Genomic DNA, 15502 nt, shown 5'->3' with positions numbered 1-15502 from the left:
CCAGTTACTGGGCGGAAACGGTTACGGACGATCCTGGTAATACTATGTGACTGCTGCCGTCGATCGAAAGTTCGATCGGTGCAGCATCTTTCGTCTCCGACGATACGGTCACTGAAGAATGTGTGCATTGGATCTGCAATCGATGGCCACGGTAGTAGATCGTGAAGGCAAGTTCGCTCAGTTCGATCGGCAATTGCGGATGCAACCACACAACATCGTCACGGAAGTCGAGGCCGGTGTAACAGCGTTCGAGAATATCGATCGCGCCCGCCATCGCAGCGAGGTGAATGCCCTCTCGCGTACGGCCATGCTGGGAGTCCGAGAGATCCGACGCGAGCGCGCTGCGAAGCATGTCCCATGATTGCGAACGATTACCGCGGACGAGCACCCAGGTGTGCGCGATTCGGCTGAGAGTCGATCCGTGCGTGGTGCGGGACAGATAGTAATCGATCATGGACGGAATCGACGACGGATCGAAGTGGTAACCCAACCGTGCGATCAGATCGGTCAGTTCCTCCGCGGAAAATACATACAGCAGCATGAGTAAGTCTGCTTGCTTGGATGCCTTGTAGTGGACGGTCGAGTCGCCTTCAGCTTCGAGGATGAGATCGAGCCGACCGATATCGAGGTACCGGGATCGGTAGTCTGCCCAATCCAGTTCTTTGAGGGTATCGAAACCCTCGAATTGCGCGAGCAGGCCATTCGGAAGGAAGGTGAGGCGCAGACGACGACTCATCTTGTCCCAGGCCGCCAACTCGGATTCTGTGACCTCGAGGTCTTCGGTGATGGATCGGCTTGTGCGGCCGAGAATCTCGACGGCGTCGAGCGCTCGCATCAGTGACCACTCCGTCATGATGTTGACGTACGTATTGTTGTCGATGCCTTCGCCAGGGCGACCTGGATAGCCGTCATGAAATTCGTCCGGGCCCATGATGCCCCGGACGTCGTATCGGTCATCGGTGGCGTCGTAGTCAGCCCGGCTGATCCAAAAGCGCGCATTTTCGACTAGAAGTTCGACCGCGTGATTCCTGAGAAATTCGAGGTCGGTGGTTGTTTGCCAGTAGTGCCATACGTTGTATGCGACGGCGAGGTTCACGTGATGCTGACGTCGGGAATTGTCGGGCATCCAGCGCTTGGATCGCGGATTGAACAGTGCAGTCGGCGTTTCCTCGCGCCCATCGCTACCGCTCTGCCAGGGGAACAGTGCGCCATCGTGTCCTGTCTTTCCGGCATTGCTCTTTGCCTGTCGAAGTCGGCGACTTCGATACAGCAGCAATGATCGTGTCAATTCGGGTAGGCGCAGAGTAAGGATTGGCGTGACAAACAATTCGTCCCAGAACACGTGCCCGCGATAGGCCTCGCCGTGTAGTCCTCGCGCCGGAACGCCCACGTCGAGATCGATGGTGTGCGCGGACAGGGTCTGCAGTGCGTGAACGAGCTGGACGTTGGCGGCCAAAGATGTTGTGACATCGGAGCCCAGAGTGATGGCAAATTTGTGCCACAGAAGCTCCCACGCGATGCAATGCCGGCGGAACAATTCGCGATGGTCGGCCGCATCGATTGCGTGTTCCCGTGCAGCATGGTCGGGTTCCGCTATTGCGTGGTCACGAGATGTGAAGAGCGACATGGTTTTTTCGAAAACTACGGGCTGACCCGATGTTGCCGTGTATGTGACCAACTGTGCGACGGAATTTTCGCTGACGTCCACGCGCCGTGTGTGTTGCGGCGTCGACCCGTCATCGAACCGGACTCTCAACCGTTCACACTGCGACACACGGATATGTGAGGTCGACGTTTCGACTGTCGTCGAAACACGTTCGTGATCAACCGCTTCTGCGGAAATGACGGTGAGGTGGTGATTCGCCAGTAAGGAATAGTCCGGGACGTTGTTGTTGGACACGGCTGCATTGATTCCCGAGCGCACATGGACAGTGCCGTCCCAGTTCTCGGGGATGATCGTCGTGCAGATTGCTGCGAGGTGAGGATCGTCCATCGATACGAATCGTTGTTGACGAATTCTGGTCACTCGGCCGGTGATGTCGCGGAAAGTCGTCTCACGCCGAACCGTCCCGCAGCGTAGATCGAATTCTTCATGGTGATGATCGATCAGATGGGACCCGCTCCCAAGCCACTGGCCGTCGGGTCCGGCCACGGTGAATACCGTCCAATCCGGAATATTGACGGCACTTTCGTCGTCGCGAGACCTACCCGCTGCCTCCGAAGTCAATCTGTTGTAGCACCCGGCGATGTATGTGCCGGGGTAGTGCACGCCGTCGTCATGTGATTCCGGGAGCGCTCCGCGGGTGGCGAAATAGCCGTTCCCCTGTGTCAACAGTGTTTCCCGCAGCCCAGCAGTGTCGGGGCTGAGGCCGCGGTATTCGAGGGACCAGGACGGGTCGGCGCCGTCGGTACACAGTTCGCACGCAGCATCGTCGTTGTCGCCCTCTGCCGAGGCAGAGGTGACGAAGTGGTAATCGATTTCGCTGACGTCGGACACCACGAAGTCGGCTCCGCTGCCGATCAGGTCTGCAACGTTCTCCGCCGGGCCCAGTCCGATACTGAGGCCGAAGCCGCCGGAATTGGCAGCGCGGATTCCGGCGGTCGCGTCCTCGATGACAACACACTCAGATGGTGGGACTGACAGGCGCGCTGCAGCTTCCAGATAGGTGTCGGGGTTCGGTTTCCCTGCAAGGCCGCGCTTTGCGGCGTCGATGCCATCACAGCGGATATCGAAGAGGTTTGCCAAGTGGGCGCTGTCGAGTACGAACTTCGCGTTTCTGCTTGCCGAGACAATCGCTGTGTGGACGCCGGCCGAGCGCAACTGCTGAATCCACCGGACCGTGGGAACAATCACTTCGACACGGTGTCGACCAAGCTCTTCGAGGAAGTACGTATTCTTGCGCCCGAGAAGGTCGGTGATGGTGACCGCATTCGGGGAGCCTTCCGAATTTCCCAGCGGGAGAACCACATCGCGCGACGTGAGATACGACTGCAGGCCCTGAGCTCGTGCTTTGCCGTCGATATATCGTCGGTAGTCGTTGTCGCTGAGTTCCACATCGCCGACCTCGCCTCGCTCGGTCAGGTAGTGGAAAAGTCGCCGCCAGGCCGCGAGATGAACTTTCGCGGTGTCGGTGACCACACCGTCCATGTCGAACAAGACGGCTCGCAAGACCTTGCCGTCGATGACGATCGACGCCCGAAGAGTTTCATCTGCTCGCCAGATCGTCATGGCAGTAGCGCTGGTGATCTGGGCGAATGGATCGAGGTAGGGAGGGCTTCGCTCGCGTCGAAACTAGAAGTGCCTACGTGGATTACCAATCTCGCTCCCTTCGGAAATGCGGCTCCCTTCACGGTATCGGATATTCAGGAGAGAGTGGCGATGCGCAGCATGCCATCGCGTGTTGGTGTGCAAAATATTTCGCCACGCGGGTTCCGATAACTTTTCCGAAGATTAGCTTGAATTTTTTCACCAGCATTTCAGGTGGGATTAATATGCGCATTACAGTCGGTTGAGCAGGCTGTATACGCGAAATTAACCCATGTCTTGCTGATTGTCGTATTTTCGACTCTTCGGTGGAGATGCTGTGCGCGATGACAAAACATGATCTACATTCGGTGTTGCAAGGATTGATTCAACCTCACCACGGAAGGGAAGATTGAAATGGGTAGTTTGGAAGATTTCGATATCTCGGCAGTGCTGCAAAAGTTGATCGCATTCGTGGATTCATTCTCATCGGACTCGCCGGAGACCGTGGAATAATGTAAGTGACGAAAGGTGCTGCGTACGCCCTATTAGGGTGCGTACGCAGCACCAACTGTCGTTTGCGGAACGTGCAGCGCCGACCATGTATTCGACTCTGATTGAATACGAAATCTATTTATTCATCAAATTATCTGCATCCCGGAATGCAGTCCCGTTCTATTCCTTGTCCGCATAGTGTTAAAGCGGGGCGAGCTCCTGATGGGTTGAGATGGCGAGCCGATTCCAAGTGTTGATCGCTGAGATTGCCATCAACAGGCGAATGATCTGATTCTCGGAGTACGACGCCTTCACTCGCGCCCAGACTTCATCCGAGACGCCACCTTTCCCGATGAGCGTCACTTCTTCCGTCAATTCCAACACGGCCTGCTCGGCCTCGCTGAACCACGACGACGCTTCTCTCCAGGCCGCTAATACGTCCAGCCGGCGTTGATCCTCGCCGTCTTTTCGGGATTCGGTTGTGTGCATGTCCAGACAGTAGGCGCAGCCGTTGATCTGCGAGGCACGGATTTTCAGGAGATGGAGTGTTTTCGATTCGAGGTCGCCGGCGTGGACATATTTCTCGATGGCCAGCATGCCTTTGTACGCCTCGGGGTCTATGTCGGTGACAGACAGTCGTTGGGTGGCGTGGGGTCGACTTTCGATGGTGCTCACGTGGTCCTCCTTTTGCGTCTGCTGGGGGAGCGAGCCGTGATCGCTCCGAGTTCCACGTTAGTGACGAGGAATTGCTTTTTACACCGCTGGCGCTCGAGTGGTGTGTCCTGTTTCGGCACCGTGCGCATCGTCGTATGGCCAGAGTCGCCAGATGAGCGAAGCGGTGGGCCCTGAGGCTTGGTGGACTGTGCTCGTCGGGATCACAGCGCTGCTCGTTGCCGGCGCTTGTGGTGTTGCCCTGTGGAGTGCTGTGCCACTCGCTTCGTATGTGTACTTCGCGCTCGCCATGGCCGTGCTCGCTGCCCTGGGTGCAGTGTGGTTGATACTCAGCCTGATTGGGTGGTTCAAATTTCGAGCCTGGCGCTGGAGTTTGATTGCACCGGCGCTCGTTCTCCTCACATGTGCACTTGTAGCGCTGTCGGTGCCGTCGCGAATTGCGTTCATGGCGTCGAAGGACTCACTGGCTGCCGAGGCCCAGGAATGCTCGACGTCGGCGACTGACCGTCGAATAGGTGTGTATCAGGTCAGGCGGATCGAGTCAGTTGAGCACGGGTGTCTGTTCTTCATCGAAGGCGGGCTGATCAATTCGATTGGTCTGGCGTACCTGCCGGGCGGGGCGCCGTATCTCGGCGTTCCCAGACATGACGGCGACATCGGCTACCAGGAATTCGACGGTGATTGGTACACGTTCGTGCAAGTGTTCTAGGTGCCTGTCAGGCGATCAGTGCCGTGGCAAGATCCCGATATTCTGCCGCTGGGAAGGAAGTCGGGTCTGCAGTGAGCACTTGGATTGCTACTTCGTCGGCGCCCGCTTCGTAGTGCGCTTCGATGCCGGCACAGACACGTTCGAGGTCACCCCACGGAATCAGCGTGTCCATCAGAGCGTCGCTACCTCCGTCCAACAAATCCTTGTCGGTGTACCCCAGACGGCGGAGGTTGTCCGAGTAGTTCGGCAACGACAGGTAGCCGCGCATGTATTCGCGGGCGATCCCGCGGGCAGCGGTTTCGTCTTCTTCGAGGACCACGGCAACTTCAGGTGCGAGCAGTGGCTCGGCTCCGAGAATCTCGCGGGCAAGCGCTGTGTGTTCTGGCGGGACGAAGTAGGGGTGTGCTCCGGCCGATCTGGCAGCCGACAGCTTCAGCATGCGAGGGCCGAGGGCTGCCAGGACTCGGCGACCAGCGGGGACCGGTTCAGGTGCGGCGTCCAAAGCGTCCAGGTACTGGACCATGTGGGTGTAAGGCTTGGTGTAGGTGTGCTGCGCCTTCGCATCGACGATCGGTGCGTGGCTGGTTCCTACTCCCAGGAGAAAGCGGCCAGGGTAGTCGCGCTCGAGGGCGCTGACGGCTTGGGCGGTTTCGGCGGGGTCAGCATGCCAGATGCTGGCAATGCCGCTGGCGACACCGATTCGCGTTGTCGCAGATAGCACTTCGCCGTACACGGCAGGCAGGCCTTCTCCGAAACCGCCTGACGTCCACAACCGCGTGTAACCCAACTCGTCGAGTTCGCGAGCTGCGTCGAGTGCTGCCTCGCGATGTTGCGGACTCAGCCAGAGCGCGCCACCCCATGCACTTACTTGTCGTGTCATAACGTGAGCCTAGCTATTGATCCACTCGAGGGTGATGAATCACCACGTTCAGTGTTGGGTCGGAGACGAGAGTTCCGTGGTGATAGAGGACCGTCCAATCACGTTCGCGCCGTTGCCAAATAGTTGCCCTGCGTGTGAGCTTGGTGTCTTGCTGGAGTGGATAGGTCAGTAGATAGGTAGCCGGGGCGATCTCGCGTAGGTGGAACTCTCTGGTGGCGGACACTGTCCTTGCAGCCTTGGTATCCCCAATTCGCCTTGCAGCAGTTTCGCAACACAGTGAACCGGCGTGTGATATCGAGAAGCTCGTTGACCTCGTTGTCGGCCCTCAGTCCAGACGATAGCGATGCCCATCCGCGCATTCCCCACGCCGTCTATCCGGTCGACTACGGGATATCTTGTCGGCACCGACACCGGCGCAGCGCCGGGTCCGAGTCCAGCATCCAGGCCGTCACCGTTGGATACAGCTTTCCGGCGCGATTCGAAAGTACAGATCACCCGGTCGACCGCCGCGTGGCAATTGTGCACGCGCAGGCGGGATCATCCGCGCGTGTGCATAATCGGCGAGCGAACTCGGCGACGTCACAACCCACTATGGGGGGTATACGCCTCACGCAGAGCAGAGAGAAGAAGCAGCTCGATTCCGAACTGTCGCCGGTAGGGCGAGCGGTCTGGGTGCTGCGTTTGAGGTCCGACGTGTACAGCGACGGAACAACATAGAGCGGTCTCAGTTCGCGCAAGCCGAACCGCGATCGAATCTGCATGCGCTCATTCTTTCCAGACGCCATCGGTGGCTTTGATCTCGCGGATCATCGAAGGTCCGCCTGTGGGCCAGGTCTGGATGAGGTAGTCCTCGGTGGGGGTGTCGACGTCGAGGTCCCAGTGCGATGCTCGTCCACGGGTGGCGATGCGGAAGTGCCGAGCACCTCGGTGGGAGGTGAGCTTCCCGAATTCTTCGACGATCTCGTTTGCCAAGGTGATGAAAAGCATGGGTTCGCGGCACACCACGGTGACTTCTTCGATGTTGTCCCACGCGTCGAGATCGATATAAGGTCCACCGTTTTCGAAAATGTGGTCTTCACCGGACAACAGTTCAAGTGTGACATTGACGGGACCGTAGGCGATTCCGGTGTGAACGGAGATGAGGTGGTTGCCGGCGTCGAAAACTTGGCCGGTGGTGTAGGTGTCGGTGGGATCGGCGTCGGCCGCCGAGATGAGAAACGTGTGGTGCCCGACCTCTATCAATCCCGTGATCGTCATTGGTTGATTAGAGCAGTTGGCCCTGCGCGCGTCGTGACTGCGGCAAGAAATCGTCGGGTTGTCATTGCTGTCTGGGACTTGAGGGCCCGTCGGCCCTGGCACACTCGCAGTAATAGTTGGCCAGGTTCCTGGTCCTCACGGTTAGGGAGCTGAGGTCGATGATGAGAGTTCGCAGAAATTACGGTTGGCTTCGATCGAGCAAATCAAGAGTCCTCGTTGTTGCGGCTCTTACCATGTTCTTCGTCGCGGCTTGTAGCAGCCCTGAACCCGAACATGACGTGGCGACAGAAATCATTGCCTTTGCAGATGGCGACGGTTCGATTTACACGATGAAGCCGGACGGGAGCGGCCTTCGCCAGCTCACCACCACCATCACTGACGACAACTACTCTGAATACGCGTCCGACCCTGCTGTCGCTCCGGATGGAAGCAAGATTGCTTACACCCGCGGATCTGGGATCGCGGTGATGAACGTCGACGGAACCGAGCAGACGACCGTGACCGACCGCGGCGGTTCCCCCAATTTCTCGCCGGATGGTTCGAAAATCGTATTCGGCTGCGTCGGCGGGATTTGCCTGATCAATGCTGACGGTTCCGATCGGCAACAACTCTCACCGGAGGTGAATGACGATCGCAGCATCCCGAGTAGGTCTTTTCCTTCGTTCTCCCCGGACGGAACGAAGATCATCTTCAACGAAAACGGCTACATTGCAGGGTTTTCGGCTGACGGCACCGGATGGTTCCCGGTGCTGCGTGACCAGTACTGGAACTCCGATCCCGCCTATTCGCCGGATGGGTCGACGATCGTCTTCTCGAGCAACCGTGGCGGGAAGAACCAATCCGAGACATATGTGATGACAGCCGACGGTAAGGACATTCGCGCACTTACGACGGAACATGATGTCGGAGCCGTGTATTCGCCAGACGGCTCGAAAATCGTCTACACGCACGGGGTAGCTGAACCTCGCACCCTGGTGGGTATCTGGGTCATGAACCCAGACGGCAGCGAACCACGGCTGTTGACCTCGAAATCGCTGATCGCTCAAGCCCCCAGTTGGGGCGGATATGCGTAACGTCAACCTTTTGGGGTAATTGTCGCAATTTTTCGGGAATAGGCCTGGCCGCAAACAAATGTGTGGTCGACTCGAACCGCACATAGCGCGGGTCTCTGTCTGTCGTCCGCGAAAAACACTCCCACGGGGAACGGAGATGCGATGCAGAAGGTGCCGAGTGGGACGAGGGGCCGACTGGTTCTGACAGCTCTGACCGCGGTACTGATTGCAACAGGCGGTGGCATCGCATCCGCTCAGCCCACATCCTGGGGTCCACTCGCCGCTCCCAACCCGTTCCTCGGACCCGCGGGTACCTCGACGATGCACGGTGACGCCGGTTCCTCCGATGCGACACCACTCAGCGGTCCGGGCACCGGGAAATTAACCGTTGATCCGCTTCCCTTGGCTGCAGCATGCCCGACACTGCTCGAGGGATCCGATGGATTGGTTCTTGCGCTGTGTACCAGCATCCTCGGCCAGACTCCGACGGTGCACCTGATCGACACGTCGGCGCTCGGCACCGGATCGGCGGGTTCGTCAGTCGGATCATTCTCACCTGCTGCTTCCGTTGCGCAACTTGAACTTGCGAAAGGCAGCTTGCTCGGCGGTGTCTATGCGTACCTGGACAACGACAACCGGCTTGTTGCGGTGGATGGTAACCGCATGCTGGTGCGGGTGCAGCACGAACAGAAGCCAAACGGCGGTTGGCGACTCTTCGTCGACCAATCAGTTGATCTGACCTCGTCAATTCCCGACGGCGACAATGTCACCGGCCTCGCACCGGACTGGCAAGGCAACGTGTGGTTTGCGACTGGTGCCGGTCGCGTCGGTAGCGTCGACGGGGGAGGAGTCGCCCGCACACTGCAATTGCCGGCCGGCGAGGAAGTGCAGAACAGCATCTCTACCTCGGCGTTCGGCACCGCCGTCGCGACTACTCACGCGCTGTACCAGCTCAGCGCCGCGCAGGACGGCACCCCGACAATAGATTGGCGTGCACCGTACGACCGTGGCAGTGCCCGCAAGCCAGGTCAACTCAGCTGGGGAACCGGTTCCACGCCAACCTATTTCGGCCCAAACGGAGACGACTACGTGACGATCGTCGACAATGCCGACACTCAGGTGCATCTCTTGGTCTACCGAGCTGCGACCGGTGAAATGGTCTGCAGTCAAAAAGTTCTCAGTACCGCAGGGCCAGGCAGCGAGAACTCGCCGATTGGTATCGGCAACTCGGTGTTCGTGGCCGGCACGTACGGCTATCCCTACCCGACGGTGCCCGAAGGCGCCGGGCCCGCGGTACCCGCGAGTGCACCGTTTGTCGGCGGCATGACGCGAGTCGATGTCGATAATGCTGGAACCGGATGCCACACAGTGTGGGACAACGACGCTCGTAGTTCTGCCGTGCCGCATCTGTCGACTGCCGACGGAAATTTGTACACCGTCGTTCGTCAAGGGCTTCCGCTTTCATCCGACAGCACCACCCCGCTCGACGGCTTTGCGTTCACGGTGATCGATCCGAACACCGGGGAGGTGCTTGCGTCGCGCGATCTACCCGGAACCATCGTCAACGACACCTTGCAGATGTCCGCGCTGATCAATTCGAGTGGTGACTACCTTCAAGGGACGATCAGTGGAGTAATCCGAGTCGACGGGTAGCACAGCCCGCCGACCTCGACGCACTCTGCACCACTATCGGCAAGGGCACAGCCGTGCATCTGTAACCGGCGTCTCGGCACCCAGTATCAGGCAATCTCACGCGTGCTGCGCGGAATTCGATGACCTTCGATGATTCTCTGCCTGAGGGGAGGAATCGCAATGCAGCATGGTCGGTATCAGTTTTCCGGTGTTGTCGATCCTCGATACCGAAACACTGTCGCTGCAACCGTGATTCAACTTCACTGCGTGGGCAATAGCATCCCGGTCGGATTCGAATTCCCCAACTGTCGAGGTGCCTTCCGGGAGGGTGATCTTGTACTTCTCCATTACAAAACTTCTTCGTGTAGTCCTATCGACGGCCTACCCAGAGTGGGTGGGAGGGAAACGTTTCTACTGCGCCGCGCTGACCGACGACATGTGGAAATCGGCAATGCGCAGCGGTGGCATGGCGGTGCGGGTGAACCAGTCTTTCCATTCGCGAGGGAGCGTGATCTCGGTTCGTCCGGCTTCGGTGACACGGCGAAGGAGGTCCAGCGGGCTTTCGTTGAAGCGGAAATTGTTGACCGCGCCGACGATCGTGCCGTTCTCGATGAGGTACACACCGTCGCGGGTCAACCCGGTGAGCAGCAGCGTTGTCGGATCCACCTCGCGGATGTACCAGAGTGTGGTGAGGAGGAGACCGCGTTCGGTTTTCGCGATCATGTCCTCGATGCCGGTGTCATCGCCGCCGGTGAGGATCAGGTTGTCACCTGGCACGGCAACCGGTCGGTCGAATTCGCGGGCAGCATGACGCGGATACGCGAGGGCTGAGATCGTGCCGTCTTTGATCCAGTCGACACGATCGATGTCCATACCGTTGTCGAAGAGCGAGACGGATTCACTCGACGACGTGGTCACCACGAACGGCGCGGATTTCAAGCCGTCGGCGTCCGGGTCCGAGGTCAGAGTCAATCCCAGTGTTCCGAGGGTTTCCCCGATTCGCGTGCCACCTGTCCTCGACAGTGCGGTGTGGCCTTCCTCGGCTCCGCGGCCTTCCATGGTCCACATCAGGTAGATCATGAGGTCTGCAACCGCGGACGGCGGAAGAATTGTTTCGTACCGTCCAGCCGGCAACGCGACCGAGTTTTTTGCCCAGTCGAGACGAGTAGTCAACTGGGACAAAAGATTGGGTATGGAGATGTCGCTGAAGTCGACCGTCCCGGATCCGACCCAGGCGCTGGCGTCGCCGCGTTTGCCGTTGATCTCGACTGAGCCGGTGGGCTGAACGGTGCGGCGGCGAAGGCCGGTAGAGGTTCCGAGCCACGTGGTGTGCAGTTGATGATGCGCAAAGCCGAACAGTTGATCCTGTCCGTCGAAGCCGGCGGAGAGGTCGGCAGCAAGGCGGCTGAAGACAGCGATGTCGGTCAGTGCAGGGCCGGATTCCCATTCAGAATCTGCTGGACCTGCCGGTACAAGGTCGGAGGCGTCGTCGGCGGGTGTTGCACTTCGGGCGGCGTCCTCGCTTGCCTTTACGACAGTCTCGATCTGCGCGGGATCGACACTGCTGGAACTCACTGTCCCGACACGGGCGGTGTCACCGTCCCGAACGATCGAGATGACGGTCCAGGTCCGAGACAGTGAGACACCGTTCGTGGTCATGGAGTTGTTGGCCCACCGCAACGACGCTTCGCTGGCGTCGGTGACGATGACGATCGACTCGTCGACGGTTCGCGCGGCCAGCGCGCGGTCCACTACCTGCTGCGCCGTGATCACTGCTGGGCCTCCGAACGGGTGTTGAGGATGTTGACGCCGCGGAACAAAGCGGACGGGCATCCGTGACTGACAGCGGCGACCTGCCCGGGTTGTGCCTTGCCGCAATTGAATGCGCCGCCGAGTTTCCACGTCGACGCTCCGCCTACAGCTTCCATCGAGCCCCAGAAGTCGGTGGTGGTGGCCTGGTAAGCGACGTCGCGGACCTGGCCGTCGAGTTTGCCGTCCCGGATTTTGAAGAACCGCTGACCCGTGAACTGGAAGTTGTAGCGCTGCATGTCGATTGACCACGACTTGTCTCCGACGATGTAGATGCCGTCTTCGACTCTCGAGATCAAGTCGGCCGTCGACGTGTCGGTCTCCGGATCGGCGGAGAGGGAAACGTTGGCCATGCGCTGGATGGGAACGTGGTGCGGCGAATCGGCGTACGAGCACCCGTTGGAGCGCTCCAGGCCCAGACGCGGGGCAAACGCGCGGTCGAGTTGATATCCGACCAGCGTGCCGTCTGCGACCAAGTCCCAGCGCTGGGCGGCGACGCCGTCGTCGTCATAGCCGACGCTGGCCAGTCCGTGTGCGACGTTGCGGTCGGCCGTGACGTGCATGATGTCGGTGCCGTACTTCAGTGTGCCGAGCTTGTCGGGGGTCGCGAAGGAGGTGCCGGCATAGGCGGCTTCGTATCCGATTGCCCGATCGTATTCGGTTGCATGCCCGATGGATTCGTGAATGGTGAGCCACAGGTTGGTCGGGTCGATCACGAGGTCTGTCGGGCCAGGTGTGGCCGACGGCGCCTTGACCTTCTCGGTGAGCCACTGCGGGATCTGCGCCAGCTCCTCAGCCCAGTCCCACGTGCTACCGGTGCCGAGATACTCCCAACCCCGCGCGACCGGCGGCGCCAAAGTACGCATCGACTCGAAGCTGCCCGCTGATTTGTCGACGGCTGTTGCCTCGATTTCGGGATGCAGTCGCACCCGTTGCTGGATGATCGACGAGCCCGCCATATCGGCGTAGAACGTCTGCTCCTTGACCTGGAGAACCCCAGCGGTGACGTGGTCGACGCCGTCGGACGCCTGAAGTCGGCCCGAGTAGTCCAGGAGAAGATCGACCTTGTCGGACGTCGGAGTGGTGAACGGATCTATCTCGTACGGAGACACCCACGTGGCGTCGGCGTAGATCGGTTCGTCGGCAAGAGTCACCGGATCGCGATTGAGTGATCGCAACGCCCTCGCCACCTCGACGGCTTGCCGTGCCAACGACGACGCAACAGCGGGTGACACCTCCGCGTGGGAGGCAAACCCCCAGGTTCCGTCCACGATCACGCGGACAGCCACACCCACTTCGTCGCTGTCCGAAACCGATTGAACTTTGCCGTCGCGCAACCGGATCGACTGAGTGAGCAACCGGTGCACACGTACATCCGCGTGCTCGGCTCCGGCGGCGCGCGCTGCGGACAGCGCGGCGTCCGCTACTGCCTTCAGAGGGAGGGCGAGGAAATCTGTATCGACATCTCGGGTGACGGTCACCGTCATGACGCTAGCCGAACTGCTGCCACCCCAGGCGAATCACCATGGCAATCACAACAACAAGCAGTGTGATCCGGACAAAACCGGAGCCTTTACTCAGTGCCATACGCGAACCGACGACCGCGCCGAGAACATTGCACACGGCCATCGCCAATCCCAAGCTCCACCACACGTGGCCGGTGACGGCAAAGTACGTCAAAGCGCCGAAATTGGAACCGAGATTGATGACCTTGGCCATCGCCGCGCTGCGGACGAACTCCGTTCCGAGGAACGTCGCGAAGCTGATGATCAGGAACGTGCCCGTGCCTGGGCCGAGTAAACCGTCGTAAAGCCCGATGAGTCCCGCTGACAGCAAGATCACCAGAGCCGACTTGCGTTGAGTCGGGCGGTGCGTGGCGAGCGTCGTACCCAGGCTCGGACGCATCGTGACGAACACGGCGACGGCCACCAGGACAACCATCACGATCGGAATGAAGTACTTTTTGTCGATCAACGACACTGCTGCCGCGCCACACGCTGCAGTAATCGCGGCCAAGATCGCCGCCGGGATCAACTGTCGCCATTGCATCGGAATTCGGCGTGAGAACGTCCACACCGCAGCGCTGGTCCCGGTGAACGCGGTGAGCTTGTTGGTAGCCAATGCGGCCTGCGGCGTCAACTGGGGTGCAACCAGGAACAGTGCCGGCAGCAGAATCAGCCCGCCGCCGCCGACAACGGCATCAACCCATCCGGCCGCCGTCGCCGCCGTCATGAGCAGGCCCCAGTCCGCAATATCCACGGCGGTGACTCTCTCACAGAGTGAGCGGTGATGCGGTGACGGTGTGGGAGTCTTGATCGCATGAGGAGGTTCAGCCTGTGGCTGCGAGGCAAGCCGATGATCGCCGACGGCGCGTTGGCGTTGCTGTTCTTTGCCCTGGAGATCGTCTCGTACATAGGCTCTGAGCGCGAGGAACATTGGCAACAGCTGGCGCTCGGATTCCTGATCTGCCTTCCCGTCCTCTGGCGTCGTAAGTACCCGCGAGTGTCTGCGGTGGCGATCCTCCTGATGTCGTTCACCAGTACTTTTCTCATGTGGATGAGTGGGAATGCATCAGTCGAACATCCCGGATTGCTGGCGCTAGGCGTAGCTCTCTACACGCTGGTCGTGTACGTGGACCGGCGCACCGCCGCGATTTACCTCGGCTTTCTCCTCATCGACTCGACTCTGGCGATACTTGTGGTGCGAACAGACATCGTCCTGGATCTCATCGTTACCGCAATGCTGTTCGCCCTGGCTTGGATCAGCGCCGAATTTGTCAGTGCCAGACGCGCGTATGACGAAGAAGTGGCGGCACGTCTGGAGGTGGCCGAATACGACCGCGACCGCCGGGCCGAGGAAGCCGTTGCCGCGGAGCGAACACGCATCGCGCGCGAATTGCACGACGTCGTTGCCCACGCGGTGAGCGTGATGATCGTCCAAGCCGACGGGGCGAGCTATGCCGTCGACACGAATCCGGCGCTAGCGAAGAAAGCGCTTGGCAACATCTCGAGCACAGGGCGAGACGCGCTGGCGGAACTACGACGCACGGTCTCGCTGTTGCGCACCGAAGTCAACAACGACGCGATGCCGCAGCACGGGTCCGCCGGCATCGCAAAGGTCGTGGAGATGATGCGCGCGACGGGTTTGAACGTGCGACTGGAGTTGACAGGTGAACTCGACGACATCACGCCGTCCGTGAGTTTGGGTATTCACCGGATCGTTCAGGAGTCACTGACCAACGTGCTGCGTCACGGCGGTGACAGTCCGAAAGCGCGAGTTACCGTGCGCCGCACCGACACCGCAGTCCTGGTGGAAGTCATCGACAAGGGGACGGCGACGTCTGCTTTCACAGGTGGTTCCGGCAACGGCTTGGTCGGAATGCGTGAGCGCGTCGCAGTTCTGCAGGGAACTCTCGAGACCGGTCGACGCCCGGACGGCAGCTGGCGCGTGTACGCCGAGCTTCCCCTCGCGATCCAGGATTGACCGACCGGGCCAGGCGCGGTTTCCGACTTCCGACACCGGCTGAAGTTGTCCAGGCTCACCTGCACAACGTGACGCGACGGGTTTCGCATTCAACCGGGCTGGCCGGTGCATTTGTGCTGCTTGGGCACCACATTACCTCTGCTGAACAGACCATAATTCTTCTATGCGGAGATTCGAGTCCGTGAAGCTGAACGAACCGTGCGGTGAATCGACGGTTGACATCGCTCCTTCCTGAACGCAGAATAACTTTCTGTACATCAGAAAAACTA

At 59.8% G+C, this 15502-nt stretch carries 11 protein-coding genes; 4 read left to right on the top strand and 7 right to left on the bottom strand.

Annotation, left to right across the window (positions count from 1 at the left end):
* Positions 1-4 precede the first annotated feature (4 nt).
* Together RG2_RS14535 and RG2_RS14530 are read right to left on the bottom strand one after the other, a co-directional pair.
* Entirely contained in the window at positions 5-3229 is a 3225-nt protein-coding gene (locus RG2_RS14535; RefSeq protein WP_051730316.1) for an HAD-IA family hydrolase, read from the bottom strand.
* A 711-nt stretch (positions 3230-3940) separates the two neighbouring features.
* Positions 3941-4414: a carboxymuconolactone decarboxylase family protein gene (locus RG2_RS14530; RefSeq protein ID WP_230590025.1), complete on the bottom strand. Its 474-nt coding sequence runs from the start codon at positions 4412-4414 to the stop codon at positions 3941-3943.
* A 151-nt stretch (positions 4415-4565) separates the two neighbouring features.
* Between RG2_RS14530 and RG2_RS14525 the strand changes: the two genes are divergently transcribed.
* Positions 4566-5120 (top strand): hypothetical protein, encoded by a 555-nt coding sequence (locus RG2_RS14525; protein ID WP_033231979.1) that lies wholly within the window; start codon positions 4566-4568, stop codon positions 5118-5120.
* Between the two features lie 7 nt (positions 5121-5127).
* Here the strand turns inward: RG2_RS14525 and RG2_RS14520 are convergent, their stop codons facing one another.
* Together RG2_RS14520 and RG2_RS14515 are read right to left on the bottom strand one after the other, a co-directional pair.
* Entirely contained in the window at positions 5128-6000 is an 873-nt protein-coding gene (locus RG2_RS14520) for a TIGR03620 family F420-dependent LLM class oxidoreductase (protein WP_033231980.1), read from the bottom strand.
* Between the two features lie 765 nt (positions 6001-6765).
* A complete protein-coding gene (locus RG2_RS14515; RefSeq protein ID WP_033231981.1) occupies positions 6766-7257 on the bottom strand; it encodes a hypothetical protein in 492 nt (163 codons plus the stop codon).
* Between the two features lie 278 nt (positions 7258-7535).
* On the opposite strand from RG2_RS14515, the gene RG2_RS14510 reads away from it, so the two are divergent.
* A complete protein-coding gene (locus tag RG2_RS14510) occupies positions 7536-8330 on the top strand; it encodes a beta-propeller domain-containing protein (protein WP_033231982.1) in 795 nt (264 codons plus the stop codon).
* A gap of 141 nt (positions 8331-8471) precedes the next feature.
* On the top strand, positions 8472-9962 hold the full coding sequence (locus RG2_RS14505) for a hypothetical protein (protein ID WP_033231983.1): 1491 nt from the start codon (positions 8472-8474) through the stop codon (positions 9960-9962).
* Positions 9963-10352: 390 nt separating this feature from the next.
* Here the strand turns inward: RG2_RS14505 and RG2_RS14495 are convergent, their stop codons facing one another.
* Genes RG2_RS14495 through RG2_RS14485 form a run of 3 tightly spaced genes read right to left on the bottom strand, consistent with a single transcriptional unit; the run spans position 10353 to position 13982 of the window.
* Entirely contained in the window at positions 10353-11714 is a 1362-nt protein-coding gene (locus RG2_RS14495; RefSeq protein WP_033231985.1) for a metallopeptidase TldD-related protein, read from the bottom strand.
* Positions 11711-13237, bottom strand: coding sequence for a TldD/PmbA family protein (locus tag RG2_RS14490; protein ID WP_033231986.1), 1527 nt, complete (start codon positions 13235-13237; stop codon positions 11711-11713). The genes RG2_RS14495 and RG2_RS14490 overlap by 4 nt, the downstream gene beginning before the upstream one ends.
* 4 nt (positions 13238-13241) lie before the next feature.
* Positions 13242-13982, bottom strand: coding sequence for a TSUP family transporter (locus tag RG2_RS14485; RefSeq protein ID WP_267951586.1), 741 nt, complete (start codon positions 13980-13982; stop codon positions 13242-13244).
* A gap of 87 nt (positions 13983-14069) precedes the next feature.
* On the opposite strand from RG2_RS14485, the gene RG2_RS14480 reads away from it, so the two are divergent.
* A complete protein-coding gene (locus RG2_RS14480) occupies positions 14070-15233 on the top strand; it encodes a sensor histidine kinase (RefSeq protein WP_033231988.1) in 1164 nt (387 codons plus the stop codon).
* Positions 15234-15502 lie beyond the last annotated feature (269 nt).

It is taken from the genome of Rhodococcus globerulus NBRC 14531, assembly GCF_001894805.1.
In the GTDB taxonomy this organism is placed as follows: domain Bacteria; phylum Actinomycetota; class Actinomycetes; order Mycobacteriales; family Mycobacteriaceae; genus Rhodococcus_F; species Rhodococcus_F globerula.
Note: the sequence above shows the minus strand (reverse complement) of the source record. Positions and strands in the feature narration are given on the sequence as shown.

What these genes read in the sequence shown, in the direction of transcription:
- RG2_RS14485 (WP_267951586.1), bottom strand. Translation starts at nt 13,982, where the DNA reads ATGACGGCGGCGACGGCGGCCGGATGGGTTGATGCCGTTGTCGGCGGC.
- RG2_RS14490 (WP_033231986.1), bottom strand. Translation starts at nt 13,237, where the DNA reads ATGACGGTGACCGTCACCCGAGATGTCGATACAGATTTCCTCGCCCTC.
- RG2_RS14520 (WP_033231980.1), bottom strand. Translation starts at nt 6,000, where the DNA reads ATGACACGACAAGTAAGTGCATGGGGTGGCGCGCTCTGGCTGAGTCCG.
- RG2_RS14525 (WP_033231979.1), top strand. Translation starts at nt 4,566, where the DNA reads ATGAGCGAAGCGGTGGGCCCTGAGGCTTGGTGGACTGTGCTCGTCGGG.
- RG2_RS14515 (WP_033231981.1), bottom strand. Translation starts at nt 7,257, where the DNA reads ATGACGATCACGGGATTGATAGAGGTCGGGCACCACACGTTTCTCATC.
- RG2_RS14505 (WP_033231983.1), top strand. Translation starts at nt 8,472, where the DNA reads ATGCAGAAGGTGCCGAGTGGGACGAGGGGCCGACTGGTTCTGACAGCT.
- RG2_RS14480 (WP_033231988.1), top strand. Translation starts at nt 14,070, where the DNA reads ATGAGGAGGTTCAGCCTGTGGCTGCGAGGCAAGCCGATGATCGCCGAC.
- RG2_RS14535 (WP_051730316.1), bottom strand. Translation starts at nt 3,229, where the DNA reads ATGACGATCTGGCGAGCAGATGAAACTCTTCGGGCGTCGATCGTCATC.